The sequence below is a fragment of the Pseudomonas sp. NFACC08-1 genome, from assembly GCF_900106735.1.
In the GTDB taxonomy this organism is placed as follows: Bacteria; Pseudomonadota; Gammaproteobacteria; order Pseudomonadales; family Pseudomonadaceae; genus Aquipseudomonas; species Aquipseudomonas fluorescens_Q.
Genome location: NZ_FNNL01000001.1, coordinates 107,724 through 133,563, shown reverse-complemented (window position 1 = coordinate 133,563; position 25,840 = coordinate 107,724). Strand labels below are relative to the sequence as shown.

Below are 25,840 nucleotides of genomic sequence, written 5' to 3'. Positions count from 1 at the left end.
GGAATTGAGTGAGAGCCCCGGATAACGGGGCCTAAGGTTTTTTGGCGCAGAACTTGCGTGTTAAATAAATTACACATCGTTTCTTTAAATTGACAGGGAAGCGGTGGGTACGAGGTGACACGAATAAATCCAACACCAAGGGTAGTCTCAATGAGCGGTACGCAAACTTCCAATCATCTGGAGCAAGGGCTCAAACCCCGGCATGTAACGATGCTATCTATCGCCGGCGTCATCGGCGCTGGCCTTTTCGTGGGCTCCGGCCACGCTATCGCAGCGGCCGGTCCAGCCGTGCTGCTGGCTTACGCTGCGGCGGGTGCCCTTGTGGTGCTGGTGATGCGGATGCTGGGTGAAATGGCAGTGGCATCGCCGGACACCGGTTCCTTCTCCACCTATGCTGACCGTGCGATTGGTCATTGGGCCGGTTTCACCATCGGCTGGCTCTACTGGTGGTTCTGGGTCCTGGTGATTCCGCTGGAAGCCAACGCCGCCGCAACGATCCTGCATGCCTGGTTTCCGAACGTGGCGATCTGGGCCTTCACCTTGGTCATCACCCTGCTGCTGACGGTCACCAACCTGTTCAGCGTGAAAAATTACGGGGAGTTCGAATTCTGGTTCGCCTTGGTCAAGGTGGTGGCGATCATCGGCTTCATTGGCTTGGGTGTGATGGCGATCTTCGGCGTGCTGCCCACCAGCCAGGTCAGCGGTGTTTCGCACCTGTTCGACACCCAGGGCTTCCTGCCCAACGGCATGGGCGCGGTGTTGGGGGCCATCCTGACCACCATGTTTTCGTTCATGGGCACCGAGATCGTGACCATCGCGGCGGCCGAATCGAAGAACCCTGGCCAGCAGATTTCCAAGGCGACCAACTCGGTCATCTGGCGGATTGGCTTGTTCTATCTCGTCTCCATCTTCATCGTCGTTGCCTTGGTGCCGTGGAACGATCCGCTCCTGGCCAGCGTCGGTTCCTACCAGACGGTGCTGGAACGCATGGGCATCCCCAATGCCAAACTGATCGTCGATATCGTCGTCCTGGTGGCAGTCACGAGCTGCCTTAACTCGGCGCTGTATACGGCTTCGCGGATGATGTTCTCGTTGGGCAAGCGTGGTGATGCGCCGGCCGTTTCCCAGCGCACAAACAAGAGCGGTACACCTTACTGGGCGGTGATGCTGTCGACCGGGGCGGCCTTCCTGGCGGTATTCGCCAACTATGTGGCACCGGCTGCTGTGTTTGATTTCCTGCTGGCCAGCTCCGGCGCCATTGCATTGCTGGTGTATCTGGTCATCGCGGTTTCGCAGCTGCGCATGCGCAAACAACGCATGGCGCGTGGTGAAAAAGTCGCTTTCAGCATGTGGCTGTTCCCTGGCCTGACCTACACGGTGATTGTCTTCATCGTCGGGGCCTTGACCATCATGCTGTTCCAGGAAGCCCATCGCGTGGAAATCCTCGCGACCGGTCTGCTGAGTGTCTTGGTGGTGATATCCGGCGTGCTGGTACAGCGCCGTCGGATCGCAAAAACAGGACGCTGGGTACCGACGATCGGTTGATCCTGTTGTGGCGAGGGGATTTATCCCCGTTGGGCTGCTCAGCAGCCCTAAAGCAGTGAATTCAATCTTCCAGGCACACCGAGTTGCCTGGTTGGGGGCTGCTGTGCAGCCCAGCGGGGATAAATCCCCTCACCACAGATGTATCCAATACCTAACTCGCGACAGACGCTTCGCTCCCCGCCGCCACACTCTCCAATCGATACCCGTACCCATAAATCGTCAGCAATTGCCAACCCCGGTCTGCCGTCAGGCCGAGCTTGTTGCGCAGGCGATAGATATGGGTGTCGAGCGGGCGGGACGAGGTCATTTCCTCGTGGGTCCAGAAGCGTTCGTAGAAATACTCCCGAGACAGCGGCCGGCCCAGGTTGGCGAACAGGCACCGGGCCAGGCGGTATTCCCGCTCGGTCAGGCTGATGGGAATGCCGGCGCGGGTGATGGTCAGCTCGGCGTCGTCGAACGCCAGGTCATTGAACACCAGCACGTCGTTGGCGGGCGCGCGTTGCAGGTTGTGGCGGCGCAGCACAGCGGTGACCCGGGCCTTGAGCTCGTTGGGCCGGAAGGGTTTGCTCACATAGTCGTCAGCACCGGCGTTGAGGGCCTGGACGATGTCGTGCTCGCCGTCGCGACTGGTCAGCATGATGGCGGCCGGTGGTGAATCCATGTGCTCGCGGGTCCAGCGCAGCAATGAAAGCCCGCTGATGTCCGGCAGTTGCCAGTCGAGGATCAACAGGTCGAAGGTTTCCCGGCGCAGTTGCCGCAACAAGTCCTCGCCTCGTTCAAAGCTGTGCAGGGTCCAGGCCTGCTCGCCCCTGCCGGGGATTTGTTGCAGGGTCTGTTCTACCCGGCGCAGCTCGGCCGGTTCATCGTCCAGTATGGCGACACGCATGGAATGCGATTCCTTGATCTCGAGAGTAACGGACATCTTCAGGTGGCAATGAAACGCAGCCGGTGGCGGATTCGTTGTCATTGACCTGTCGCTGGCTGCGACAATACCGGCTCGCGGCACAGAGGGAAAGGCAGCAGCGCGCCACCTATCGAGTCCCGTTATAGTCATGGGCTTTGCAGGCCCGTAAAGAAATCCCCATTCTTGAGGTTGGCCAGGAGGCCTATGAGTAACCAGCGTCGCCGTGAAAGTCGTGAGCCAACCCAGGTCCAGCGGTTGTTTCGTCAGTTGGTGCGGGAGTGGTTGTGGATAAGTTTGTTGCTGTTGCCGCTGACGGCCTTGCTGTCATTGAGCAGCCAAGCGACGGGTAACCATCCAGGCGCTGTGTTGTTATCGGTATGTTTGGTGGCCTGTGTATTGGGCTTGTTACTGCTGCGCCCGCACCTGGCCTTGTGGACAACAGTGGGTGGCATGAGCCTGGCTCTGTTGATCAGTGCCGTGCTGGGCGCGCGAGGCTGGTGGTGGTCGCCCATGGCAAGTGTGCTGGGCATCCTGTTCGGCTACCTGATCTGGAATTGGCGCCGCCTGAGCGTGGTACTGGCCTATTTCGGCTGGGAGCTGGCACGCCTGGACGCGGAACCCAAGGTCTTCCCGGAACGTCGCCGCGCCTCCTACACCGGCAGCGACCGCTTGCAGGGGCAGATCATGGCCCTGGAGCAGGCCATGAGTCGAACCCGCGACACCCGACGCTTCATTGCCGACGGCCTGGAATATTTGCCGGTGGCGACCATGATCTGTGACCCTAAAGGCAAGCTGTTGCTCGGCAATCGCAAGGCGCGCGAGTTGTTCGGCCATGGCCTGGCGGGTGGCGACGTGCTGGAGCATCTCGGGCAATTGGGTTACCCAGGGTTGGAGCAGGGGACGCATCACCGGTTATCCACATTGCCCTTGGTGGAGTTTCGCGACATTCGCGAGCGCAGCTTGCGCCTGGAACGGGCGGCGTTGTTGCCGGTTGATGGCGATGCGCCGATTGGCTGGTTGTTGAGCCTCACGGACCTGAGTGCCGAACGTGAGGCTGAAGAACAGCGCAGCGTCATGCTGCGTTTCCTTTCCCATGATTTGCGTGCCCCGCACTCGGCGATCCTTGCATTGCTCGATGTGCAGCGGCATCAGGTCGGTGGGGATAATCCGCTGTTCGACCAGATCGAGCGCCAGGTACGTCGCGCCCTGGACCTGACCGAGGGCTTCGTGCAATTGGCCAAGGCCGAATCCGAGGCGTATCAATTCCAGCCGACGCTGTTCGCCATGCTGGTTCTGGATGTGCTCGACCAGGCGCTGCCCATCGCCCAGGCAAAACGCATCCAGTTGATTCATGAAATAGAGGATGAAGAGGCAATGGTGAGGGCGGATCAGCCGTTGCTGACTCGTGCCCTGTTCAATCTGCTGGAAAATGCCATCAAGTACAGTGTGCCCGACGCCTGCATTTCGCTGCAGGTTCATTGCACCCCGGGCTGGTTGATCTGCAATGTCGCCGACCAGGGCAAAGGCATCAGCGCCGAAGAACTACCAGACCTGTTTAGTCAGTACCGACGGTTTTCCTCGGCTCACGGGGTCGATGGAATTGGCTTGGGGTTGTCGATGGTCAAGGCTGTGGTTGACCATCACGAGGGGAAAATCGAGTGCCATAGCGTGGTGGGTAAAGGCACGACGTTTAGCCTGCGTTTCCCGTTATTGGAAGATTGAAAAGATCGCAGCCTTCGTCTGCATGAGTTGCCGAAGGCTGCGATCTTTGGGTGCTATAAAAAACTTATGCACCTGAAGGTGGGTTTTATGTGTTTAGGAAATATGTATTAAAAACATAGACCTACAGCATAAAAGCACCGGATTTAGAAAAAACGGTACACAGGTTATCCACAGATCTCAAACAGCGAGCTGGTCGGTGGTGGCCGGTGTTGTCGGGGTCGGGGGCAGCGAGCCCATTTCCCGTTGTGTCTGTTCATTCCAGGCTTGGACACGGTCATTGAGGTCGGCGATGGCGCGGGGCCCAGTGCCTTCGGCATACATCGGCGCGCCGATCACCACAGTGATGACGCCTGGTGTTCTGATCCAGCCAGCCTTGGGCCAGAATTTGCCGGCATTGTGTGCAATCGGCAGCACGGGTAGATCGGCGTTCACGGCCAATGCCGAACCGCTACGGGAGAATTTGCCGACGGTTCCATAAGGAACACGGGTGCCCTCGGGGAAGATCAGCACCCAAACGTTATCCTTGAGCAGTTCGTCGCCCTTCTTCGCGACCTGCTTGAGGGCTGCCTTGGGGTTGTCGCGATCGATAGCGATCGGGCGCAGCATCGCCATGGCCCAGCCGAAGAACGGCACGAACAACAGTTCACGCTTGAGTACTTGGCTCAACGGTTCGAAATAGGCCGAGAGAAAGAACGTTTCCCAGGTGCTCTGGTGGTTGGACTGGATCACGCAGGGCCGGTCAGGCACGTTCTCGGCCCCTTTGACCTCATAGCGGATGCCCAGGAACACTTTGCTCAACCACAGTGCGCAGCGGCACCAGTACACATTGATGAAACGGTAGCGCGCCTTGAACGGCAAGAAAGGCGCGATAAAAAAACTCAAGGAGCACCACAGCAAGGAGCTGGTGCCCAACAGCAGGTAAAAGAGAAAGGCTCTGATGGCCTGCAATATAGACATAGCGGCATTTACCGTTGCGGGCAATGCCCGCCTGTTCAAGCGCTTCCCGAACAATCCTTGATCAGGTTGTCTTGGGAGCTCTAATTGTGGATAAGTTCAGCGGCAATCGCCGCCAAGTCGTCAAAAATCAAGGTGCCCACCGGTAGGGTCTTGCCCAGAGTCTTCTCGCCTTTCCCGGTCTTTACCAAAACTGGCTGACAATCGACGGCCTTGGCCGCCTCCAGGTCACCGAGGCTGTCGCCGACGAACCACACACCCGCCAGTGTCACGCCGTAATGCGCGGCAATGGTTTTCAACATGCCCGGCTTGGGTTTGCGGCAATCGCAACCTTCGTCCGGCCCATGCGGGCAATAAACGATCAGCCCGACTTCCCCGCCCTGCTCCGCCACCAATGCACGCAGGTGCTCGTGCATGGCTTCGAGCACGGCGAGGTCATAATAACCGCGGGCAATGCCCGACTGGTTGGTGGCAACCGCCACCGTCCAGCCGGCCTTGCTCAACTGCGCGATGGCTTCGATCGAACCGGGTAGCGGCAACCACTCCTCCACCGATTTGATGTAAGCGTCGGAGTCGTGATTGATCACCCCGTCCCGATCGAGAATCAGCAGTTTCAACAGCAGCTCCTCAACCCAGCACGGAAATATCGGCAATATTGAGGAACAGGCTGCGCAGGCGTGCCAGCAATGCATAACGATTCTTGCGAACGTCTTCGTTGTCCGCATTCACCATCACGGCTTCAAAGAACGCATCGACCGGCTCGCGCAGTGCCGCCAGGCGCGCCAGTGCCTCGGCATAATCGCGTTTTTCCATGAGCGGTTGTACCGACGCATACGCCTGTTGAATCGCCGAGTTGAGCGAAAACTCGGCGGCATTATCAAAGTAACGTGCTTCAACGGCTTTGACGGAAGGCTCGGCCTTGCTCAGCAGGTTCGACACACGCTTGTTCACCGATGCCAGCGCTGCCGCTTCCGGCAATTTGCGGAACGCCTGCACCGCTTGTACACGCTGGTCGAAGTCCAGGGCCGAACCTGGTTTCAGGGCACGCACCGACAGATAGGTAGCAACATCGACGCCTTCGTCTTCATAACGCGCACGCAGGCGGTCGAAGATGAACTCCAGCACCGCATCGGCCAGGCCGGCAGACTTGACCTTGCTGCCGAACGCATTGACGGCGAATGCCACGGCGTCGTTCAGGTCCAGGTCCAGCTGCTTGTCGATCAGGATCCGCAACACACCCAGCGCCGCACGACGCAAGGCATAAGGGTCTTTGCTGCCGGTGGGCAGCATGCCGATACCGAAGATGCCGACCAGGGTGTCGAGCTTGTCAGCGATCGCCACGGCCGCACCGGTCAGGGTGGTCGGCAGCTCGGCGCCGGCACCGCGGGGCATGTACTGCTCGTTCAGTGCCAGGGCCACGTCCTGCGGCTCGCCATCGTTGAGGGCGTAGTAGTAACCGGCGACGCCTTGCATCTCTGGGAACTCACCGACCATCTCGGTGGACAGGTCGCACTTGGACAGGATGCCGGCACGGGCTGCGCGCTGGGCGTCGCCGCCGATGCGTGGGGCGATGAACGCGGCCAGTTTCGATACGCGTTCGGCCTTGTCATAGACGCTGCCGAGTTTTTCCTGGAACACCACGTTGCGCAGACGCTCGTTGAAGCTTTCCAGCGGCTGCTTCTTGTCTTGCTTGAAGAAGAACTCGGCATCGGTCAGGCGCGGGCGGACGACTTTTTCGTTACCGGCGATGATCTGCTGCGGGTCCTTGCTTTCGATGTTGGCGACCGTGATGAAGCGCGGCAGCAACTTGCCTTCGGCGTCCAGCAGGCAGAAGTACTTCTGGTTGTCCTGCATGGTGGTGATCAGCGCTTCCTGCGGCACTTCAAGGAAACGTTCCTCGAACGAGCACACCAGCGGCACTGGCCATTCCACCAACGCTGTCACTTCGTCCAGCAGGTTGGCCGGCACGATGGCGGTGCCTTCCTGCAGGGTGGCCAGCTCTTCGGTGCGCTTGCTGATCAGTGCGCGGCGCTCGTTGGCGTCGGCCAGCACGTAGGCGGCACGCAGGTCGGCCAGGTAGTTGGCCGGCGAGGTGATGCGCACGCTCTGTGGATGATGGAAGCGGTGACCGCGGGAATCGCGACCGGCCTTCTGGGCCAGGATCGTGCAATCGATGACCTGGTCACCGAGCAACATCACCAGCCACTGGGTTGGACGTACGAATTCTTCCTTGCGCGCGGCCCAGCGCATGCGCTTGGGGATCGGCAAGTCATTGAGGGAGTCTTCGACGATGGTCGGCAACAGGCTGGCGGTCGGCTTGCCCTTGATGCTCTGGCTATAGCGCAGCTTCGGGCCGCTCTGGTCGATTTCGCTCAGGTCCACGCCGCACTTCTTGGCGAAGCCCAGGGCGGCTTGGGTCGGGTTGCCGTCGGCATCGAACGCGGCCTGGCGTGGCGGGCCGTCGAGGTTGATGCTGCGGTCTGGCTGCTGGGTCGCCAGGGCGGTGATCAGCACGGCCAGGCGGCGCGGCGCGGCGTACACCTGTTTGGCTTCGTAGCTCAGGCCGGCAGCTTGCAGGCCTTTGTCGATACCGGCCAGGAACGCATCGGCCAGGGTGTTCAGGGCTTTGGGTGGCAGTTCTTCGGTGCCCAGTTCAACCAGAAAATCTTGAGCACTCATTGTGCAGCCTCCAGCTTAGCCAACACTTCATCACGCAGGTCCGGGGTCGCCATCGGGAAGCCCAGCTTGGCACGGGCCAGCAGGTAGGCTTGCGCAACGGAACGCGCCAGGGTGCGCACACGCAGGATGTATTGCTGGCGCGCGGTCACGGAAATCGCCCGGCGCGCATCCAGCAGGTTGAAGGTATGGGACGCCTTCAACACCATTTCATAGCTCGGCAACGGCAGCGGCTGGTCCAGCTCGATCAGGCGCTTGGCTTCGCTTTCATAGAAATCGAACAGCTCGAACAGCTTGTCGACGTTGGCGTGTTCGAAGTTGTAGGTCGACTGTTCCACTTCGTTCTGGTGGAACACGTCGCCGTAGGTCACTTTGCCGAACGGACCGTCGGCCCACACCAGGTCGTAGACCGAATCCACACCCTGCAGGTACATGGCCAGGCGTTCGAGGCCGTAGGTGATTTCGCCGGTGACCGGGTAGCACTCGATGCCGCCCGCCTGCTGGAAGTAGGTGAACTGGGTCACTTCCATGCCGTTGAGCCAGACTTCCCAGCCCAGGCCCCAGGCGCCCAGGGTTGGCGACTCCCAGTTGTCTTCGACGAAACGGATGTCGTGCACCAGTGGGTCGAGGCCCACGTGCTTGAGGGAGCCCAGGTACAGTTCCTGGAAGTTTTCCGGGTTCGGCTTCAGCACGACCTGGAACTGGTAGTAGTGCTGCAGGCGGTTCGGGTTTTCGCCGTAGCGGCCGTCAGTCGGGCGGCGGCTGGGCTGCACATAAGCGGCGTTCCAGGTTTCCGGGCCGATGGCACGCAGAAACGTGGCAGTGTGGAAAGTGCCGGCGCCTACTTCCATATCGTAGGGCTGAAGTACCACGCAACCTTGCTCGGCCCAGTATTGCTGGAGGGCGAGGATCAAGTCTTGGAAGGTACGCACGGCTGGCGTAGGCTGGCTCACGAAATTCACCTGTTTCTTGGGCTGCGATTTAAAGAGCGGGAGTATACCCGATTCGTTCGTGCGCACGCCCCCTGGAGCCTTATGCCACGCTGCTTTTGGTGTTCTGACGATCCTTTGTACATGGCTTATCACGATCAGGAGTGGGGCACGCCGCTGCGCGATGCGCAGGGTTTGTTCGAGTTGCTTTTGCTCGAAGGGTTCCAGGCCGGGCTGTCCTGGATCACCGTTTTGCGCAAACGCGAGCGCTACCGGGAAGTGTTGTACGGCTTCGATGTGCAGCGCGTGGCGCAGATGAGCGACGCGGAAATCGATGAGCTGATGCTCGACCCCGGCATCATCCGCAACCGCCTCAAACTCAAGGCCGCCCGCCGCAACGCCCAGGCCTGGCTGGCCCTGGAGGATCCGGTGGCGTTCCTCTGGTCGTTCGTCGGCGATAAACCCATCATCAACCATTTCAAGGACCGCAGCGAAGTGCCGGCCATCACGCCCGAGGCTCTGGCAATGAGCAAAGGTCTGAAAAAGGCCGGGTTCACCTTCGTCGGGCCGACCATTTGCTACGCCTTGATGCAGGCCTCGGGCATGGTCATGGACCACACTCAGGATTGTGACCGCTACGCCGAGCTGGCAAACGGCGGTTAGAATAGCTGGCTCGCAACACGGCCCATACATTCAGGAGTGACCTGTGGATAAGTTGAAAGGCGCCTTGCTGGTCGGCGCTCTGCGGTTGTTTGCGCTGCTGCCCTGGCGAGCGGTGCAGGCAGTGGGCTCGGCGATTGGCTGGCTCATGTGGAAATTTCCCAACCGTTCCCGCGACGTGGTGCGGATCAACCTCGCCAAATGTTTTCCCGAGATGGACCCGGCCGAGCGCGAACGCCTGGTGGGCCAGAGCCTCAAGGACATTGGCAAATCCCTGACCGAAAGCGCCTGCGCCTGGATCTGGCCGGCCCAGCGCTCCATCGACCTGGTGCGTGAAGTCGAGGGCCTGGACGTATTGAAAGAGGCCCTGGCGTCCGGCAAAGGCGTAGTCGGCATCACCAGCCACCTGGGCAACTGGGAAGTGCTCAACCACTTCTATTGCAGCCAGTGCAAGCCGATCATTTTCTACCGTCCGCCCAAGCTCAAGGCGGTGGATGAATTGCTGCGCAAGCAGCGGGTGCAGTTGGGCAATAAAGTCGCGGCATCGACCAAGGAAGGCATCCTCAGCGTCATCAAGGAAGTGCGCAAGGGCGGCCAGGTGGGCATCCCCGCCGACCCGGAACCGGCCGAATCCGCCGGTATCTTCGTGCCCTTCTTCGCCACCCAGGCCCTGACCAGCAAGTTCGTGCCGAACATGCTCGCCGGCGGCAAAGCGGTCGGCGTCTTCCTCCACGCCCTGCGCCTGCCGGACGGCTCCGGCTACAAAGTCATCCTCGAAGCCGCGCCCGAGGCCATGTACAGCACCGACACCGAAACCGCCTGCGCCGCCATGAGCCAAGTGGTGGAGCGCTACGTGCGGGCCTACCCCAGCCAGTACATGTGGAGCATGAAACGCTTCAAGAAACGCCCGCCTGGCGAGGCGCGGTGGTACTGAAGCACACCACCGATCCTTGTGGGAACGAACTTGCTCGCGATAGCGGCCTAACAGCCGCCGCATAAACAACTGACTCCATCCTTCCCCCGTGGCGAGGGAGCTTGCTCCCGCTGGGCTGCGAAGCAGCCCCAACCGACCAGGCGCACAATCCAACGGAGGCGAAATGGATAACGCTCCAGGCAAACGCGTCATCGGTGCGGGCATCGTAGGCGCATCCCTGGCCTACCACCTGGCGACCAAAGGCGCGAAAGTCACTGTGGTCGAGGCCGAAGGTATCGCGTCAGGCGTGACCGGCAGCTCATTCGCCTGGATCAACACCTCCCATGGCGAACCCGACCCCATTGCGCCATTGCGCGGTGCTGCCATCCAGGAATACCGCCGACTCGAAACGCAACTGCCTGGCCTGAAGATCCGCTGGACTGGCGCCCTCTCTTACGGCTCGAGTTCAACAGCGTCGGCTAGCCGGATATCCCAATCACAGATCCGTGAACTTGAGCCGAACCTCAAGAACCCTCCTCAGCAAGCTTCGTATGCGGCGGAAGAAGGAGCGCTGGACGCCGTAGCAGCAACCCATGCGCTGATCGCCGGTGCTCAAGCGAATGGCGCGAAAGTGCTCACTCAAACGTCGGTTCTCGGCTTTAAAACCCAGGGTTCCACCGTGTGGGGCGTTGAAACCGCCACGGGCGTCATTGAAGCCGATATCGTCGTATTGGCAGCCGGCACAGGCATCACGAAGCTGGCCGACCTGCTTGAAGTCTGCCTGCCCATAGACGCCTCCCCGGCAATTTTCATCCGCTACACCTCGCCACCCAACCTGGTACGCAGCCTCATTTCCAGCCCTGAAATGGAAGTGAGGCAAACCCCGGAGGGTGCGTTGCTGGCGGCCGAAGACTACCTGGACGACGCCTTGGAAAACCAACCATCGGAGATCGCGCTGCGCACCGCCAACGCCATCAAAAGCGAACTCCACGGCGTCGTCTCCCTGGACCTACAATCGGCTCGCGTCGGATACAGACCCATGCCTGCTGATGACATCCCCATCATTGGTTATCTTCCGCAGGTTGGCGGCGTATACGTGTGCGTCATGCACCCCGGCGTAACCCTGGCCGCGATCGTGGGTCGTCTTGCCAGTGAGGATATCGTCGGCGACAAGGCTTGCTCGGCCCTCAACCCCTGTCGTCCGGATCGATTTTTCCAAGCTCGGTGAGGGGGAAATGGCCTAAGCTCGCTTACTCCCAAATCAGCCAAGGAAGCGACAATGGGCATTCAAGGTAAAGACAGTCAGATCGATAACATCGAGTTCAATGTCAGCGACATCGCCCGCAGCAAAGCCTTCTATGCAAGCGTGTTCGGCTGGAGTTTCGTCGACTACGGCCCGACCTATACCGAATTCAGCGACGGTCGCCTGACCGGTGGTTTCACGACCGGTGAACCGGTGCGGCCGGGTGGTCCGTTGATCATCTTGTACGCGGATGACCTTGAGGCTACCCAACTCCGGCTCAAGGCCGCGGGGGCGCTCATCAGCCGTGAAGTGTTCGCGTTCCCGGGTGGAAGGCGTTTCCACTTCATCGACCCGGATGGCTATGAGCTGGCGGTGTGGTCGGCTTCCTGATGGTTGATTGATCACGAGGAGGCGCAAAGCCTCAATCGTGTCCATGATTAAGGGCCTGCGATATCGGCGACGTTGGGATGGCAAAGCCATCCCTCGATCCGTCGGATTACCGTCCAGTCAGAAATATCGCACTTCCTCTGGCTCATTAATCAAGGAGTCCCCCTCATGAACATCGACTTCACCGGCCGTCACGTCCTCGTCACCGGCTCCACCAGCGGTATCGGTTTTGCCACAGCCAAAGGCTTCCTCGAAGCCGGCGCCCACGTGGTTATCAACGGTCGCAGCGGGAGCAGCGTGGAGGACGCGTTGCAGCGCTTGGGCGCCCTCGCTTCAAGGGCCGATGGCTTTGTTGGCGATCTGAGCAACGCGCCGGGCTGCGAGGCACTGATCGCCAAATACCCACGCTTCGATATCGTCATCAACAATCTGGGCATTTTCAAACTGGAAGACTTTTTCGAAACGCCGGACAGCGAATGGCAGCGCTTCTTCGAAACCAACGTAATGTCCGGCGTGCGGGTTTCTAGGGCCTACGCGCCGGGCATGGTCGAGCGGGGTTGGGGGCGGATTGTGTTTGTTTCGTCGGAGTCGGGCGTGAACATTCCTGCCGACATGATTCACTACGGCTTCACCAAGACCGCCCAACTGTCCATCGCTCGTGGCCTGGCCAAGCGCCTGGCTGGCACAGGCGTTACGGTGAACTCGGTGCTGCCTGGGCCGACGCTGTCCGAAGGGGTTGCCCAGATGCTCCAGGCAGACGTCGAGCGCACCGGGGACAGCCTGGAAAAGGTCGCGGCGGATTTCGTCAATGAGCACCGCAGCACCTCGATCATCCAGCGCGCGGCGCGCGTCGAGGAAGTCGCCAACATGATCATCTATGCCAGCTCGGAACAGGCCTCGGCCACCACTGGCGCCGCGTTGCGGGTTGATGGGGGTGTGGTGGATAGCATCGTTTAGGATCCCGCGACACGTTGCAAAAAAACGCCGCTTCCTCATGAGAGATAAGCGGCGTTTTTTGTTTTGGAGACAACATGGGTTGATTCGACCGGCTTTGGCGTGGTGAAGGGCTTGTTCAGCTCACTCTGTTTTCGATCAGTCGATCCGAGCCACCTTCGGCTACGCGGTTTTCGATCAGTCGATCCGAGCCACCTTCGGCTACACGGTTTTCGATCAGTCGATCCGAGCCACCTTCGGCTACACGGTTTTCGATCAGTCGATCCGAGCCGCCTTCGGCTACGCGTTTTTCGATCAGGCGATCCGAACCACCCTCAGCGAACATAGGTTGAACAGAAGAAGTCGCGAACGCATTGCCGAGCGACAGTGCCAGAAGCGAGCCAACGAGAGTTTTGCCGAGAGTGTTCATGTCCTGATCCTTTTTATTCGTAGATAAAGTGAGTTAGTGAGTTAGACGGTGACGTGCAAACGGACATCGACGTTGCCGCGTGTCGCGTTGGAGTACGGGCAAACCTGGTGAGCCGCGTCGACCAGCGCTTGAGCATCGGCTTGATCCAGACCTGGCAGGTTGATGTGCAGGTCGATGTCCAGGCCGAAACCGCCAGGGATCTGGCCGATGCCGACATGTGCCGTGATCGATGCATCAGCAGGAATGCTGCGTTTGCTTTGGCTGGCGACAAACTTCAATGCGCCAATGAAGCAGGCGGAGTAGCCGGCAGCGAACAACTGCTCAGGGTTGGTGGCTTCACCACCAGCGCCGCCCAAGGCTTTTGGAGTGGCCAGTTTCACGTCGAGAATCTTGTCGCTGGAAACAGCACGGCCATCACGGCCACCGGTGGAGGTTGCGACTGCGGTGTAGAGAACGTTCATGGTGTTTCCTCTATTGCTGATGGGTGGATCGAAATTGTTTACGCTAAATGTTTGTGCGCTAACCAGTTGAGATAAACTTAACGAGTTAATATTTGGCGCGCAAGATAAATTTTGAGAAATTTATCGATTTTGAGTTAACAGGTTGATCTAAAAGGGAATTTATTTTTTGGTTTTGCAATGTCGCCAGCCCGGGTGAGCTGGGAGGTGAGCCACGGGAAGGAGGTTGCTAGGGGATCAGCAGGGCCAGCGCAATTGCAGGCCTTCAAAGAGAGGGAAATTCATAAGCAGAATGATGGGTTTCGATCGCTCCCACGCTCTGCGTGGGAACGCCGCCAGGGACGCTCCGCGTTCCGCTTTTGGAAAGTGACGCAGAGCGTCACGGGATGCATACCCACGCAGAGCGGGCACGATCAAACGCGGGATCAGGGAAAAGTAAAAAACCGCCGAATTGGCGGTTTTTTGGTTTCGCGCTGGGCAAATCCAACCCGACTAAGCAACAGCCACCCGATTACGCCCCAACGCCTTCGCCCGATACAGGGCTTTATCCGCATCGTTCATCAAGCTGTGAAGATCCTTATTACAGGCCTCCGTCGACGCGACGCCGAGGCTGGCTGATATGCAGAGGACAGGCTCGACCATCAAGCCCGCAATCGTATCGATGAGCCGTTCTGCAATCTGGGTGGCAACCTCAATGGAAGTGTTCGGGAGCAGAATGGCGAACTCTTCGCCCCCGAGCCTACCGTGGATATCCGTTACCCGAAATGACGAACTGATGACCGCCCCCATCTGGCGCAAAACCTGATCGCCGACCTGGTGGCCGTAGGTGTCGTTGATGTGCTTGAAGTGATCCATGTCCAACATGACCGCGCACAACCCTTGCCGCTTGGCCTTACATTCATTGTAAAGCTGCTGGGCATGCTCGAAAAACGCCCTTCGACTCTTCAGGCCGGTCAGTTCATCGGTTTGAGCGGCGCGGGTTGAAATGCTGTTCGCCTGTTCCATTTCACGGGTGAGTCGAAAGGCGATCTCCAGTGCCTGGGACATTTTGTGCGTGGCGCGGGCCGCAAATGCCGCGAACACCAGAATCGAAAGGGCCATGCCGAGTTGAATCGGGGACGGTTGAAACAGCAGCCAGATCGTGCACGGCAACAGCACCACGCCAATGGAGACCAGTGTCATATCGCGATAGGCCGAGTAGCAGGACACCGCACTGACGGACATGCCGACTGTAAAGAGCATGACCAACGCCTGTGACAACAGATCGTCCGCCGGCATGAGAACGAACGCCCCGCCGCCCCAGATACTGGCGGATAGCACCAGTGTGACCCAGTATTTGCGCTCCCAATGTCGAGGCGTGCGCTGACTTTCGTCGCTGCGGAAATAGGCAACGAACATCGCGATACGCAACAGCGTCGATGCGGTCAGAATGGCCATCCACCAAAAAATAGCGCCGTGCTCAAAACGATCCCAACACAGCCAACTCAGCATGATGGCAGCGAGGTAACTACCAAAAACCGCAGAAACGGATTGGCGAAACAGCTGCTGCAATCGGTCGGTGCGCACCTGCTCGGCTATTACAAAATCCTGGCCATTGCGCAATCTTGGGCCATACATTTGAACCACCTGGTTATGACGCAACAAAAAAACGATTGTGGCACCCTGCCATTACCGTAAACAACTGAATTACTGTGACGACGGGATTTATCCCCAAACGCTATGCAGGAACGCAAACCTCCGTGGCGAGGGAGCTTGCTCCCGCTGGGCTGCAAAGCAGCCCCAAGCATTCCAACAGACCAACCGTGTCATAGCCTAAGAAACGAGCAATCAGGCTGGAATCAACCCCGCTTCCCGGTAGCTCAGTATCAAATCATCGAACAGACCGACATCCGCTCGAGTCCGCGCAATTAACTGAGCACCCGCAACAGCGGTATAAATGGCCCGCGCTCGGCGTTCACATTCTTCTGCGCTACCTGTTCCAGCATCTGCCAGTACCTGGGCGAGCCACGCCACGTTAACGTCCGCAAAAGCCCTGATCTCTCGCGATACTTCATCGGGAAGGTCTTCGTATTCGGCTGCCATGAAGCTGGACAGACAAAGCCTGTTGCCGTCCTCAAGCGACTTTCGAAAAATGGATGCGTACAGCTGCAGGCACTTCTTTGGATCGACATTGGCAGCGCGTATCCCTTCAAGCACTCGCAACGCGTCCTGCCAGTAGCGCTCAGCGACCGCCGCAGCCAGGCCTGCCTTGCTCGGAAAGTGGTAGTAAATGCTGGCGTTCTTGATACCCACCTGGACGGCAATGCTACGGAAATTGATACCGCTGTAACCGTGCAGTTGGGCAGCGGATTTCGCTGCCGCCAAGATGGCTTCTCGAGCATTTTCGTTCACGTTGCAGCCTCATTTCGAGATTTCTATTCACTTAGGTAACCGCGATTCTACGCCCGGAGCCGTTTACCTGCCAATTGACAGGTAGGGGATTGACAGCACCTGAGTGTCGGCTCAATCTTTGCCTACCAATTGACAGGCAGGTGATTGAATCATGACTTCTTCACAGCAGCGCGTTGACGTTTCCACTGTTCCTACGATGAAAATCTACGATTGGTTCAACGGCCCCTACCCCGCCCGCGTCCGCATTGCGCTGGCGGAAAAAGGATTGCTGCCCAACATCGAATTCGTACCGGTGAATCTCTGGAACGGCGAGCACAAGCAACCCGAGTTCCTGGCCATCAATTACTCCGGGACACTGCCCGTGCTGGAGCTGAACGATGGGACGCGGATCGCCGAGTGCACGGCGATCACCCAGTACCTGGATAGCCTGGACGGTCATCCGACGTTGACGGGCCAAACGGCTGTTGAGAAAGGCATCATCCATATGATGACCAAACGTGCCGAGATCGAGTTTCTCGATGCCGTCAGCGCGTACTTCCACCATGCCACGCCGGGCCTCGGGCCCGATGTCGAGCTGTACCAGAATGCCGAGTGGGGCGCCCGGATGCGCGATAAGGCGATCAGGGGCATGCACTATTTCGACAACCTTCTCAAAGACCGGCCCTTTGTGGCGGGCGACAAGTTTTCGATGGCCGACATTGCGGTACTGGGCGGCATGATCTTCGCCTCGTTGGTGCAACTCGCCGTGCCTGAAGAGTGCGTGGCGCTTCGAGCATGGCATGCCAGGATGGAGGAACGCTCCAGCGTCCAGGCATGGCGTGCCATGGTCGAGCGCGGTGCTGCGTAGCACTGATCATGACCAGCCTGCGTCAGCCATGAAAGAAGGAGCAAGGGCGAGTTGAACCGCGATAGCAGGTGAACCCACCAAAGAAAAACCCGACGCTTTACGTCGGGTTTTTCGTGGGATACGACTGCAAGCCCAACGTTGTCTACGGGTTACTCGACTTGCGACAGCTTGGCGTCGTCGCAACCGGCAGCACGGCACTCACGCTCGACAGCCTTGAGTATGACGATACGCGCCTCGGTCTTCTCATTGGCACAGTCCAGGTAGAGCAGGCCATCGTTGGAACAGGCGCTGTCACGATTTTTGATCCACTGGATCTGAGCAGCTTTCACTTTTTTCTTTTGATCCGGGTTCAGGGCACTCATGGTCTTCTTGTACTGCTCGTTGATTTCCTGATCCGACTGAACCATTTTCAGCGACGCGCAATAGGTCCTGTCATAGGCGTTTCTAGGATTATCGCAACTCATCGCAGATGCCGATGCTGATGCCATTGCCAGCAATGTCCCAACCAACAAAGACTTGATCACTTACTTCTCTCCCTGAATGCCCTCTATTGATTAGAGGTCGCGGCGGGGAATTTATCATGGGGGTTGTAGAACAATGAAGCAGATCCTAGGGTTCATTCGGCCCGAACAAGGGGCAAATGCTGATAGGGGGGCGGGAGCAAGTGATTGCTGAAAAAGGCTGCATCGCTCCCGCGGATGCGACTGCCCCTACTTCCTCTACCCCCCAATCCCCGTGGCGAGGGAGCTTGCTCCCGCTGGGCTGCGCAGCAGCCCCAAACCAGCCAAACACATTCCTACAGACCAACCCCGCCAGCCACTCCGCCCATTCGCAAGCACCCCTCTATCCCCGAACTACAGGTAATAAACGCCACCTGTTTATCCTCCAACCACAACCCTTCCACCCGGCTACCCAACCTTGCGCCTTTGCCTACAACTACGCCAGAATCCGCCCGCTTGTGCGCCTTGTCCCCGGGTTCTATCGTTTCCCTGCCACTGCCCATCAGTGGTCGGGTTTAGTAGCCCGAGGTTTTCCGCAAGATGCATGAGCTCTCCACTCAGGCAGGTGTTCCAATTCCTGTCCTTGATGGTGGCTGTGCGCAGGGCGCTTCGGCGCGCCGGCAATGCTGGAATCCCCGGTCTACTAACCTGCGTACAGCCGCCACCCTTCTTTTAGTAGGGAAGAGGTCGCGGCCTAACTCGAGGATTCCAGCTTATGTTCAAAATAACTCCAAACCCTCCGGAAACGGACCAAGCCCCACCGCACATCAAATCCAAAGCCAAAAAGCACGACGAAGCCACCAAACGCGTCTTGGATCACTACCTGCTACCAAAACCGGAAAAATCCGAAGATGCGTCCCAACCGGGCCAACTCTTCACTGTCGCAAAAAACGCCGACAACGAATCCCTTCTCGCCAACCTCAGCGAAACCCTGGCGGCAGCCGACGCGATGGTCAGTAACCTGGCCTTCGACCTGGAAGGCCCTCGCCGTCATATTGCTCTCGGTATACAGCAATTGATCGAATTGAGTTCATTGCTGGCGAATCGGGTGTTGGATAACGTTGATCCGCGTTAGCAGGTAAGCATTCTAAATAAGCAAACTCGGCATCTTGTGTCGAGTTTGCTTTTCCATATTCGCTACTTCTACGCTCATCCAAAGGACAGTGATTTACGAGGAGTGTGGAATGCCGGGGAGTAATTGCCTAAAGCGTTATTCATTGATTATCTTCCGAGGTAAGAGTGTACAGAAGATAAGAACGACCATGGCCCTCCTTTCAAATCGGGCTCAAGCTCAGGCATGAGTTCAAGTGCATCAACAATCCATTTAGATTTATTTGATGTGTGAGCTAGACCGTAATCCGTTAGCCAGCCTTCCAACTCGCCAACAGGAACGATAAAAAGACCTCTACTCGCACAGATTTGGCAGAGCTCATCAAAAACTAGTTGTATTTTTTCCTCTAAGGCCGCTCGCCCAGACTTCTTGTATGGCTTCCAAGCTGAACCACTTTCTCGGACTCTTTTTAAAGTGCCCAACAAACTGCTCAATTTTAAATCATCGTCGCGTGAGTCGGACTCAATAGCGTCAATTTCATTCTTGAGCAAACCTATAACGCTAGTTAGTAGCTCGCCCGAGGGGACGCGCTCAATGTGATTGACGATCAAGGCTCTTAACTCTTCCAATTTGTTTTTTTGGATAGTGTCGAAATTGAACTGCTTTATAAGTGCGTTGAATTCAGCCCTAACACGAATTACATCGAAGTCGACTATGGCGGCGTATTGGACGCCAAGAGATCGATACGGGCTAAGAACTTTTGCAACAGTTTGTTTGTTGTGAGCGTGGGCTACGTGGAAGCTGTCAGCGTCGACCAACCGTCTTCCTATGCGTTGATAAAAAACAGAGTCGGCGTCTGCCTCGACAATGATTGCGCCCTTATAGAAAAGTCCGTCGAGTATTCGTGTTGAAGACAGCAAAGGGTCACTAGAAAAAGAAGCGACTCCTTCACTAGATAATATTTTAATTTCACTTCTATCGCCTACCCTATTTACTCGAATGATGGATACGTCGCGACGTTGGCTCAGAATTCCTCGCAGTAGTTCTGAGCTATGTGTTGCTACAATGACCTGCCGATCGGCATCTGCTTGCTTGGCAATTACCTCGCCAAGGCGGAAAGCTTGGGGAGGATGGAGGAATGCTTCAGGTTCATCGAGTAACAGTACGGGGCGTTTCCCCACCAGCAAGGTCAAAATGGTAGCAACGAAGCTACGTATGCCGTCGCCTTGATCATCGAGCTTGTCAACATGCTCGTAGTATCCCAATGCTTCTCTGGCGTCTACCGGAGCGGAAGATAGATCATCGCCAATACGCAGGAGAATTTTTCGGAGCGAGGAGAAGTCAAGACGTATGTCCTTCTTAAACGCCTCGCGTACGATTGTTCTTACGCGCTCTTCAGCTGCGATACCTTCTGTATAAAAGGCTTGGAGCAGGTTCTCAGTATATCCTCGTTCTGCACTGTCCGACTCCTTGACAAGCTTCAGGCGATCTTCCGTTGAGAACATTGATACGAACATATTCCCAAACCAAGACGCGAACATTTTTTCCCCGTCCTCAGTCCGTGTCGAAAGGGCGTACTCGAGGTTTTTTTCCCAATCGGGACCAACATGTATGTTGTGTTGTGTTGTCAAAGTCGACGATAAGCTACGGAAAAAGACGTTACTGTGCACATCAGTGTGTGTTTGGATGTTGTATGCGTCTCTAAATTCTTGAACATTGTGAGGGGTTGAGTGTTTCAGACCGGTGACAACCACCTGCGACCTTGTTCCCCCTGTTACAAGGTTTTCGATATCACGTAAAGCCCGACTTTTCCCGGAGTTGTTCGGTCCTACGATCACTGTTAGCGAGCCAGGGGTGATGCTGGTTCCATCCGAAAAGCAAACTTCTTCAATACTGTACTTGTACATATTGTCCTTGTCGTCTGCGCGTAATTTGGCGTTGTTTTTAATAATGAAAATAGGGCAAAGAGATCGAGTTTATTTTTATTAATGTCTTTTCCTCTCTCGATTTGCCATTACGGTGTCTACCTTCTTTTTGGTCAATACTTTGAGTCGTGAGCTGCCTTTCATGGAAGGTATCTATAGCCGAAGTTTGTCTAGATGTAGCCCTCAGATCTTGGCCGATTGCCGGCCCTAGTGGGACATAGAAACTAAATACCACGACTGATTAATCTCTTCTTTCGAACGAGTAGAAGCATTCGCCACGGGGTCGTTGATTTTTTAGGCACAAAAAACGGGCCTGCATTCCCACGCAGCCCCGTTTTTTCACCACCTAATCAGCTCAAAACGCCGGCAAAACCGCGCCTTTGTACTTCTCAAGAATAAAAGCCTTCACTTCCGGCGTGTGCAGCGCCGCAACCAGCTTCTTCATCGCCTCACTGTCCTTGTCATCCTCACGAGCCACCAGAATATTCACATACGGCGAGTCGTTACCTTCGATAACCAGTGCATCCTTGGAAGGGTCAAGCTTCGCCTCCAACGCATAGTTGGTATTGATCAACGCCAGGTCCACCTGGGTCAGCACTCGCGGAATGGTCGCCGCTTCCAGTTCACGGAATTTCAGGTCCTTCGGGTTCTCAACGATGTCCTTGGTGGTCGACAGGATGTTGTTCGAATCCTTCAACTTGATCACCCCAGCCTTCGCCAGCAGCAACAGCGCACGGCCGCCGTTGGTGGCGTCGTTCGGGATCACCACGTTGGCGCCGCCTGGCAATTCTGTCAGTGCCTTGTACTTGCTGGAGTACGCGCCCAGGGGTTCCAGGTGCACACCGGCCACGCTCACCAGGTGGGTGCCCTTGGCCTTGTTGAATTCATCCAGGTACGGCTGGTGCTGGAAGAAGTTGGCGTCCAGGCGCTTTTCCGCAACTTGTACGTTCGGCTGGATGTAGTCGGTGAAGACCTTGACCTTCAGGTCGACGCCTTCTTTGGCCAATGCCGGTTTGACGAATTCGAGGATTTCCGCGTGCGGTACCGGTGTGGCCGCGACGGTCAGGGTGTCGGCGGCGTGGGCGGAAAACGCTGCGGCGGCAGCGAAGGCAACCAGTAGTTTTTTCATTCAGCTAACTCCTTTTGAGGCGCCTGCTCTTGGCGCCTGCCAGCGAATGGCCGGCTCATGGTTTATTGGCCGCGAGGCCTTATTTTCTAGAAAAATGTACAACCAGTTTGTCGCCCACGGTTTGCAGCACCTGGACCAGCACCAGCAGCAACACCACCGTGACCACCATGACGTCGGTCTGGAAACGCTGGTAGCCGAAGCGGATCGCCAGGTCACCCAAACCACCGGCGCCGACCACACCGGCCATGGCCGTGTAGGACACCAGCGTAATCGCTGTCACCGTAATCGCTGCAAAAATGCCTGGACGGGCTTCCGGCAGCAAGGCATTGACGATGATCTGCCGCGTGGTGGCGCCCATGGCCTGGGTCGCTTCGATGATGCCGCGGTCGACTTCGCGCAGGGCCGTTTCCACCAGGCGGGCGAAGAACGGTGTGGCGCCGACCACCAGTGGTGGGATCGCGCCGGCCACGCCCAGGGAGGTGCCGGTGATCAATACCGTGAACGGGATCATCACGATCAACAGGATGATGAACGGCAGCGAACGCAGGATGTTCACGATCAGCGACAGCAGCGCATACACGCCGCGGGCTTCGAGCAACTGGCGCGGGCTGCAGAGGAACAGCAACACGCCCAGGGGCAGGCCGAGCAGCACGGTGAACAGCAGCGAACCGAACAGCATCAGGAAGGTGTCGCCGGTGGCCAGCCAGATTTCCAGCCAGTCGATGTTGGAGAAGAACGAACTCAACAGTTCCATTAGCGCAGCACCTCCATGTGGACATCGGCCGCGGTGAAGCGGGCGAACGCCGCCTCCATGTCACCGCCGGTGATGGCGAGGGTCAGTTGCCCGTAGGGGGTGTCTTTGATGCGGTCGATACGACCGGCCAGGATGCTGTAGTCCACGCCGGTTTCCCGGGCGACGGTGCCGAGCAATGGCGCGTAGGTCGCGTCGCCCTGGAACGTCAGACGCACGATGCGCCCGGGCACGTGGGCGAAGTCGTCGCGCTGTTCGCTTTCGTCGATCTGCTCGTCTTCCTGGACGAAACGCTTGGTGGTCGGGTGCTTGGGATGCAGGAACACCTCGGCCACCGGGCCTTGCTCGACGATCACGCCGGCATCCATCACCGCCACTTGATCGCAAACCCGGCGGATCACGTCCATTTCATGGGTAATCAGCACGATGGTCAGTTTCAGCTCGCGGTTGATTTCCGCCAGCAGTTGCAGCACCGAGGCGGTGGTCTGCGGGTCGAGGGCGCTGGTGGCCTCGTCGCACAGCAAAATCTTGGGTTTGGTCGCCAGGGCGCGGGCGATGCCGACGCGCTGCTTCTGGCCGCCGGACAGTTGCGCCGGGTATTTCCTGGCGTGGTCGGACAGGCCCACCCGCGCCAGCAACTCGGCGACGCGCTGGTCGATTTCGCTGCGGGACAATTCGCCGGCCAGCGTCAGTGGCAGCGCCACGTTGTCGGCCACGGTCTTGGACGCCAGCAGGTTGAAGTGCTGGAAAATCATCCCGACTTGCTGGCGGAAGCGGCGCAGGCCGCTGGCGTCCAGGGCGGTGACTTCCTCGCCGTCGACGATGATCTTGCCGCCTGTGGAATCTTCCAGGCGATTGATCAGGCGCAGCAAGGTACTTTTTCCCGCACCGGAATGGCCAATCAGGCCGAAGACCTGACCGTTCTCAATCGTCAGACTGGTCGGATGCAGGGCGGGGATATCCCTACCGGCGACTCGGTAGGTTTTATGGACGTCTTGAAACTCGATCACGTAGCGAACCTTGTGGGGCGCGTTGGAAAAGGATCAGCGGTTAGCCGGGCGCGCATTTTAGCCTGTCCGTATAGAGGTTCTTAGCATTTATTTGCGATCAGACCTGTCATTTGGCAATAACGCGATCAAAGGCCATAAAAAAAGGAACACGGCCAAACGGCATCGGTCACTCATTAAGCCACTCGAAATGCCGGGGTCATGCACCTGCGGTATCGAACTCAGATTCCTGGCCCCGGCGAGGAACGCAAAGAGGAGTCATGCCTGATGAGTATCAAAAAGCCCACGGTCAACAAGAGCCAACTGGCCGGGACCGACACGCTGGATCGCGGCAACACCAACGCCAAGCTCGAGAGCCTGGAACAGTTTCGCTCCGACGCTACCGAACAGGCGTTGCGCACCAACCAGGGCGTGAAGATCGCCGATAACCAGAACACCCTGCGCGCCGGCCCCCGCGGACCTTCGCTGCTGGAAGATTTCATCATGCGTGAAAAAATCACGCACTTTGACCATGAACGCATTCCGGAACGCATCGTCCACGCCCGCGGGACCGGCGCCCATGGTTATTTTCAGAGCTACGATGCGCATTCGGCATTGACCAAGGCCGGTTTCCTACAAGACCCGAGCAAGAAAACCCCTGTGTTCGTGCGTTTTTCCACTGTGCAAGGCCCACGCGGCTCCGGCGACACCGTGCGGGACGTGCGCGGCTTCGCGGTGAAGTTCTTCACCGACGAAGGCAACTTCGACCTGGTGGGCAACAACATGCCGGTGTTTTTCATTCAGGACGCGGTAAAGTTTCCGGATTTTGTCCACGCGGTAAAACCCGAGCCCCATAACGAAATTCCTACAGGCGGCTCGGCCCACGACACGTTCTGGGATTTTGTCTCGCTGGTGCCGGAATCGGCTCATATGGTGATCTGGGCGATGTCTGACCGGGCCATTCCAAAAAGCCTACGCACCATGCAGGGTTTTGGGGTGCATACCTTCCGCATGATCAACGCCGAAGGCAAAAGCAGCTTCGTCAAATTCCACTGGCGCCCTACGGTTGGCACCTGCTCGTTGGTATGGGACGAAGCCCAGAAACTGGCGGGCAAAGATACGGACTATCACCGTCGCGATCTCTGGGAGTCGATCGAGATGGGCGACTACCCGGAATGGGAATTCGGCGTGCAGATCGTCGCCGAGGAGGACGAGCATAAGTTTGACTTCGACCTGCTCGACCCGACCAAAATCATCCCTGAAGAGCTGGTGCCCATCACGCCCCTGGGCAAGATGGTGCTCAACCGTAACCCGGACAACTTCTTTGCCGAGGTCGAGCAAATCGCCTTCTGCCCCGGGCATATCGTGCCGGGTATCGACTTTTCCAACGACCCGTTGCTGCAAGGGCGGCTGTTTTCCTACACCGATACGCAGATCAGCCGACTCGGTGGGCCGAATTTTCATGAGCTGCCGATCAACCGGGCGATCACCCCGGTACACAACGGCCAACGGGATGCTATGCACCGCACCACCATCGACAAGGGACGTGCATCCTACGAGCCGAACTCCATCGACGGTGGCTGGCCGAAGGAAACCCCGCCTGGCCCGGAAGACGGTGGCTTCGAGAGTTATCCGGAGCGCATCGATGCCTACAAGATCCGCCAACGCAGCGATTCGTTCGCCGACCATTTCTCCCAGGCGCGGCTGTTCTACAGAAGCATGAGCGCCCATGAAAAAGAGCACATCATCGCGGCTTATAGTTTCGAGCTGGGCAAGGTGGAGCGTGAGTTCATCCGGGCGCGGCAGGTCAATGAGATCCTCGCCAATATCGATCTGGAACTGGCCGGGCGAGTGGCGAAGAACCTCGGGTTGCCGGCGCCTACCGCGGGCACCGTCGATGTGCCAACGCCGTCGCTGGAGCAGTCTCCGGCCTTGAGCCAGGCGAACCTGCTGTCTGGGGACATCAAGACGCGAAAAGTGGCGGTGCTGGTGGCTAACGGTGTCGATGCAGCGATCATCGATGCCCTCAAGAAGGCGCTGAAGGCCGAGGGCGCCCACGCCAAAGTGCTGGGGCCGACTTCCGCACCAGTGACCACGGCCGATGGGAAAACGCTGGCGGTGGATGCGTCCATGGAGGGGTTGCCGTCGATTGCCTTTGACGCGGTGTTCGTGCCGGGTGGGGCGGAGTCGATCAAGGCTTTGAGTCGCGACGGCGTGGCGTTGCATTACGTGCTGGAGGCCTACAAGCATCTGAAAGCCATTGGGCTTCATGGTGAGGCCCGGCAGTTGTTGGTGGAGTTGAAGCTGGAGGTGGATGCGGGGTTGATCGAAGATGCGGATACGAGCGGTTTTTCGCGGTTTTTCGCGGCGATTGCTCAGCATCGGGTCTGGGCGCGGGAGGCTAAGGCTAAGGCGGTTCCAGCCTAAAGAGATTTGCTGTCTGGTAGGGCGCTATCGCGAGCAAGCTCGCTCCACATGGGGTCCCTGTGGGAGCGAGCTTGCTCCG

24 protein-coding genes are annotated in these 25,840 nt (G+C 58.0%); 10 read left to right on the top strand and 14 right to left on the bottom strand.

Going from position 1 to position 25,840, the window contains the following annotated elements; all coding sequences use genetic code 11:
- The first annotated feature begins 150 nt into the window (after positions 1-150).
- Complete coding sequence (gabP, locus tag BLU76_RS00635) at positions 151-1,545, top strand: GABA permease (RefSeq protein WP_092221087.1); 1,395 nt, start codon at positions 151-153, stop codon at positions 1,543-1,545.
- A gap of 151 nt (positions 1,546-1,696) precedes the next feature.
- Here the strand turns inward: gabP and BLU76_RS00630 are convergent, their stop codons facing one another.
- Positions 1,697-2,431 (bottom strand): response regulator transcription factor, encoded by a 735-nt coding sequence (locus tag BLU76_RS00630; RefSeq protein WP_072343733.1) that lies wholly within the window; start codon positions 2,429-2,431, stop codon positions 1,697-1,699.
- Between the two features lie 222 nt (positions 2,432-2,653).
- On the opposite strand from BLU76_RS00630, the gene BLU76_RS00625 reads away from it, so the two are divergent.
- Positions 2,654-4,171 (top strand): PAS domain-containing sensor histidine kinase, encoded by a 1,518-nt coding sequence (locus BLU76_RS00625; RefSeq protein WP_092221084.1) that lies wholly within the window; start codon positions 2,654-2,656, stop codon positions 4,169-4,171.
- Between the two features lie 177 nt (positions 4,172-4,348).
- Here BLU76_RS00625 and BLU76_RS00620 read toward each other — a convergent pair whose 3' ends face one another.
- The 4 genes from BLU76_RS00620 to glyQ form a co-directional block, all read right to left on the bottom strand.
- On the bottom strand, positions 4,349-5,128 hold the full coding sequence (locus BLU76_RS00620) for a lysophospholipid acyltransferase family protein (protein WP_063323648.1): 780 nt from the start codon (positions 5,126-5,128) through the stop codon (positions 4,349-4,351).
- A gap of 80 nt (positions 5,129-5,208) precedes the next feature.
- Positions 5,209-5,748 carry a D-glycero-beta-D-manno-heptose 1,7-bisphosphate 7-phosphatase gene (gene gmhB / locus BLU76_RS00615; protein ID WP_170845929.1) on the bottom strand — a complete coding sequence of 180 codons (540 nt, stop codon included), beginning with the start codon at positions 5,746-5,748 and terminating at the stop codon, positions 5,209-5,211.
- Positions 5,749-5,752: 4 nt separating this feature from the next.
- Entirely contained in the window at positions 5,753-7,804 is a 2,052-nt protein-coding gene (glyS, locus tag BLU76_RS00610) for a glycine--tRNA ligase subunit beta (protein ID WP_063323646.1), read from the bottom strand.
- Positions 7,801-8,754 (bottom strand): glycine--tRNA ligase subunit alpha, encoded by a 954-nt coding sequence (glyQ, locus tag BLU76_RS00605; RefSeq protein ID WP_022641565.1) that lies wholly within the window; start codon positions 8,752-8,754, stop codon positions 7,801-7,803. The genes glyS and glyQ overlap by 4 nt, the downstream gene beginning before the upstream one ends.
- Before the next feature lie 81 nt (positions 8,755-8,835).
- Here glyQ and BLU76_RS00600 point away from each other — a divergent pair, with 81 nt between their 5' ends.
- The 5 genes from BLU76_RS00600 (at position 8,836) to BLU76_RS00580 (ending at position 12,890) form a co-directional block, all read left to right on the top strand.
- Positions 8,836-9,393 (top strand): DNA-3-methyladenine glycosylase I, encoded by a 558-nt coding sequence (locus BLU76_RS00600; RefSeq protein WP_063323645.1) that lies wholly within the window; start codon positions 8,836-8,838, stop codon positions 9,391-9,393.
- Positions 9,394-9,436: 43 nt separating this feature from the next.
- Complete coding sequence (locus tag BLU76_RS00595) at positions 9,437-10,324, top strand: lysophospholipid acyltransferase (protein ID WP_092221081.1); 888 nt, start codon at positions 9,437-9,439, stop codon at positions 10,322-10,324.
- A 163-nt stretch (positions 10,325-10,487) separates the two neighbouring features.
- Entirely contained in the window at positions 10,488-11,531 is a 1,044-nt protein-coding gene (locus tag BLU76_RS00590) for an NAD(P)/FAD-dependent oxidoreductase (RefSeq protein ID WP_092221078.1), read from the top strand.
- A gap of 51 nt (positions 11,532-11,582) precedes the next feature.
- Complete coding sequence (locus BLU76_RS00585) at positions 11,583-11,936, top strand: VOC family protein (RefSeq protein WP_092221075.1); 354 nt, start codon at positions 11,583-11,585, stop codon at positions 11,934-11,936.
- A gap of 165 nt (positions 11,937-12,101) precedes the next feature.
- Positions 12,102-12,890, top strand: coding sequence for an SDR family NAD(P)-dependent oxidoreductase (locus tag BLU76_RS00580; RefSeq protein ID WP_092147485.1), 789 nt, complete (start codon positions 12,102-12,104; stop codon positions 12,888-12,890).
- Positions 12,891-13,005: 115 nt separating this feature from the next.
- Here the strand turns inward: BLU76_RS00580 and BLU76_RS00575 are convergent, their stop codons facing one another.
- The 4 genes from BLU76_RS00575 to BLU76_RS00560 all read right to left on the bottom strand — a co-directional run bounded on the left by BLU76_RS00575 (position 13,006) and on the right by BLU76_RS00560 (position 16,145).
- The gene (locus BLU76_RS00575; RefSeq protein WP_092221072.1) at positions 13,006-13,296 is read right to left on the bottom strand and encodes a hypothetical protein; all 291 of its coding nucleotides are present in this window, start codon (positions 13,294-13,296) and stop codon (positions 13,006-13,008) included.
- Between the two features lie 41 nt (positions 13,297-13,337).
- The gene (locus BLU76_RS00570) at positions 13,338-13,757 is read right to left on the bottom strand and encodes an organic hydroperoxide resistance protein (RefSeq protein ID WP_003196182.1); all 420 of its coding nucleotides are present in this window, start codon (positions 13,755-13,757) and stop codon (positions 13,338-13,340) included.
- Between the two features lie 489 nt (positions 13,758-14,246).
- Positions 14,247-15,371 (bottom strand): GGDEF domain-containing protein, encoded by a 1,125-nt coding sequence (locus BLU76_RS00565; RefSeq protein ID WP_092221069.1) that lies wholly within the window; start codon positions 15,369-15,371, stop codon positions 14,247-14,249.
- 210 nt (positions 15,372-15,581) lie between these two features.
- Complete coding sequence (locus BLU76_RS00560) at positions 15,582-16,145, bottom strand: TetR/AcrR family transcriptional regulator (RefSeq protein WP_092221066.1); 564 nt, start codon at positions 16,143-16,145, stop codon at positions 15,582-15,584.
- Between the two features lie 151 nt (positions 16,146-16,296).
- Between BLU76_RS00560 and BLU76_RS00555 the strand changes: the two genes are divergently transcribed.
- Positions 16,297-16,992 carry a glutathione S-transferase gene (locus BLU76_RS00555; RefSeq protein WP_092148944.1) on the top strand — a complete coding sequence of 232 codons (696 nt, stop codon included), beginning with the start codon at positions 16,297-16,299 and terminating at the stop codon, positions 16,990-16,992.
- A gap of 149 nt (positions 16,993-17,141) precedes the next feature.
- Here BLU76_RS00555 and BLU76_RS00550 read toward each other — a convergent pair whose 3' ends face one another.
- Positions 17,142-17,516, bottom strand: a complete 375-nt coding sequence (locus BLU76_RS00550; protein ID WP_083569132.1) for a lysozyme inhibitor LprI family protein — start codon at positions 17,514-17,516, stop codon at positions 17,142-17,144.
- 691 nt (positions 17,517-18,207) lie between these two features.
- Between BLU76_RS00550 and BLU76_RS00545 the strand changes: the two genes are divergently transcribed.
- The gene (locus BLU76_RS00545; protein ID WP_072343771.1) at positions 18,208-18,567 is read left to right on the top strand and encodes a DUF6124 family protein; all 360 of its coding nucleotides are present in this window, start codon (positions 18,208-18,210) and stop codon (positions 18,565-18,567) included.
- 146 nt (positions 18,568-18,713) lie between these two features.
- Here the strand turns inward: BLU76_RS00545 and BLU76_RS00540 are convergent, their stop codons facing one another.
- The 4 genes from BLU76_RS00540 to BLU76_RS00525 all read right to left on the bottom strand — a co-directional run bounded on the left by BLU76_RS00540 (position 18,714) and on the right by BLU76_RS00525 (position 23,358).
- Positions 18,714-20,450 carry an ATP-dependent nuclease gene (locus BLU76_RS00540; protein WP_092221063.1) on the bottom strand — a complete coding sequence of 579 codons (1,737 nt, stop codon included), beginning with the start codon at positions 20,448-20,450 and terminating at the stop codon, positions 18,714-18,716.
- 373 nt (positions 20,451-20,823) lie between these two features.
- Positions 20,824-21,597 (bottom strand): MetQ/NlpA family ABC transporter substrate-binding protein, encoded by a 774-nt coding sequence (locus BLU76_RS00535; RefSeq protein WP_092221060.1) that lies wholly within the window; start codon positions 21,595-21,597, stop codon positions 20,824-20,826.
- Positions 21,598-21,676: 79 nt separating this feature from the next.
- Complete coding sequence (locus tag BLU76_RS00530) at positions 21,677-22,351, bottom strand: methionine ABC transporter permease (RefSeq protein WP_003196204.1); 675 nt, start codon at positions 22,349-22,351, stop codon at positions 21,677-21,679.
- Positions 22,351-23,358: a methionine ABC transporter ATP-binding protein gene (locus tag BLU76_RS00525; protein WP_063323627.1), complete on the bottom strand. Its 1,008-nt coding sequence runs from the start codon at positions 23,356-23,358 to the stop codon at positions 22,351-22,353. The genes BLU76_RS00530 and BLU76_RS00525 overlap by 1 nt, the downstream gene beginning before the upstream one ends.
- 264 nt (positions 23,359-23,622) lie before the next feature.
- Here BLU76_RS00525 and katE point away from each other — a divergent pair, with 264 nt between their 5' ends.
- Positions 23,623-25,761: a catalase HPII gene (gene katE, locus BLU76_RS00520; protein WP_092148936.1), complete on the top strand. Its 2,139-nt coding sequence runs from the start codon at positions 23,623-23,625 to the stop codon at positions 25,759-25,761.
- Positions 25,762-25,840: the final 79 nt, after the last annotated feature.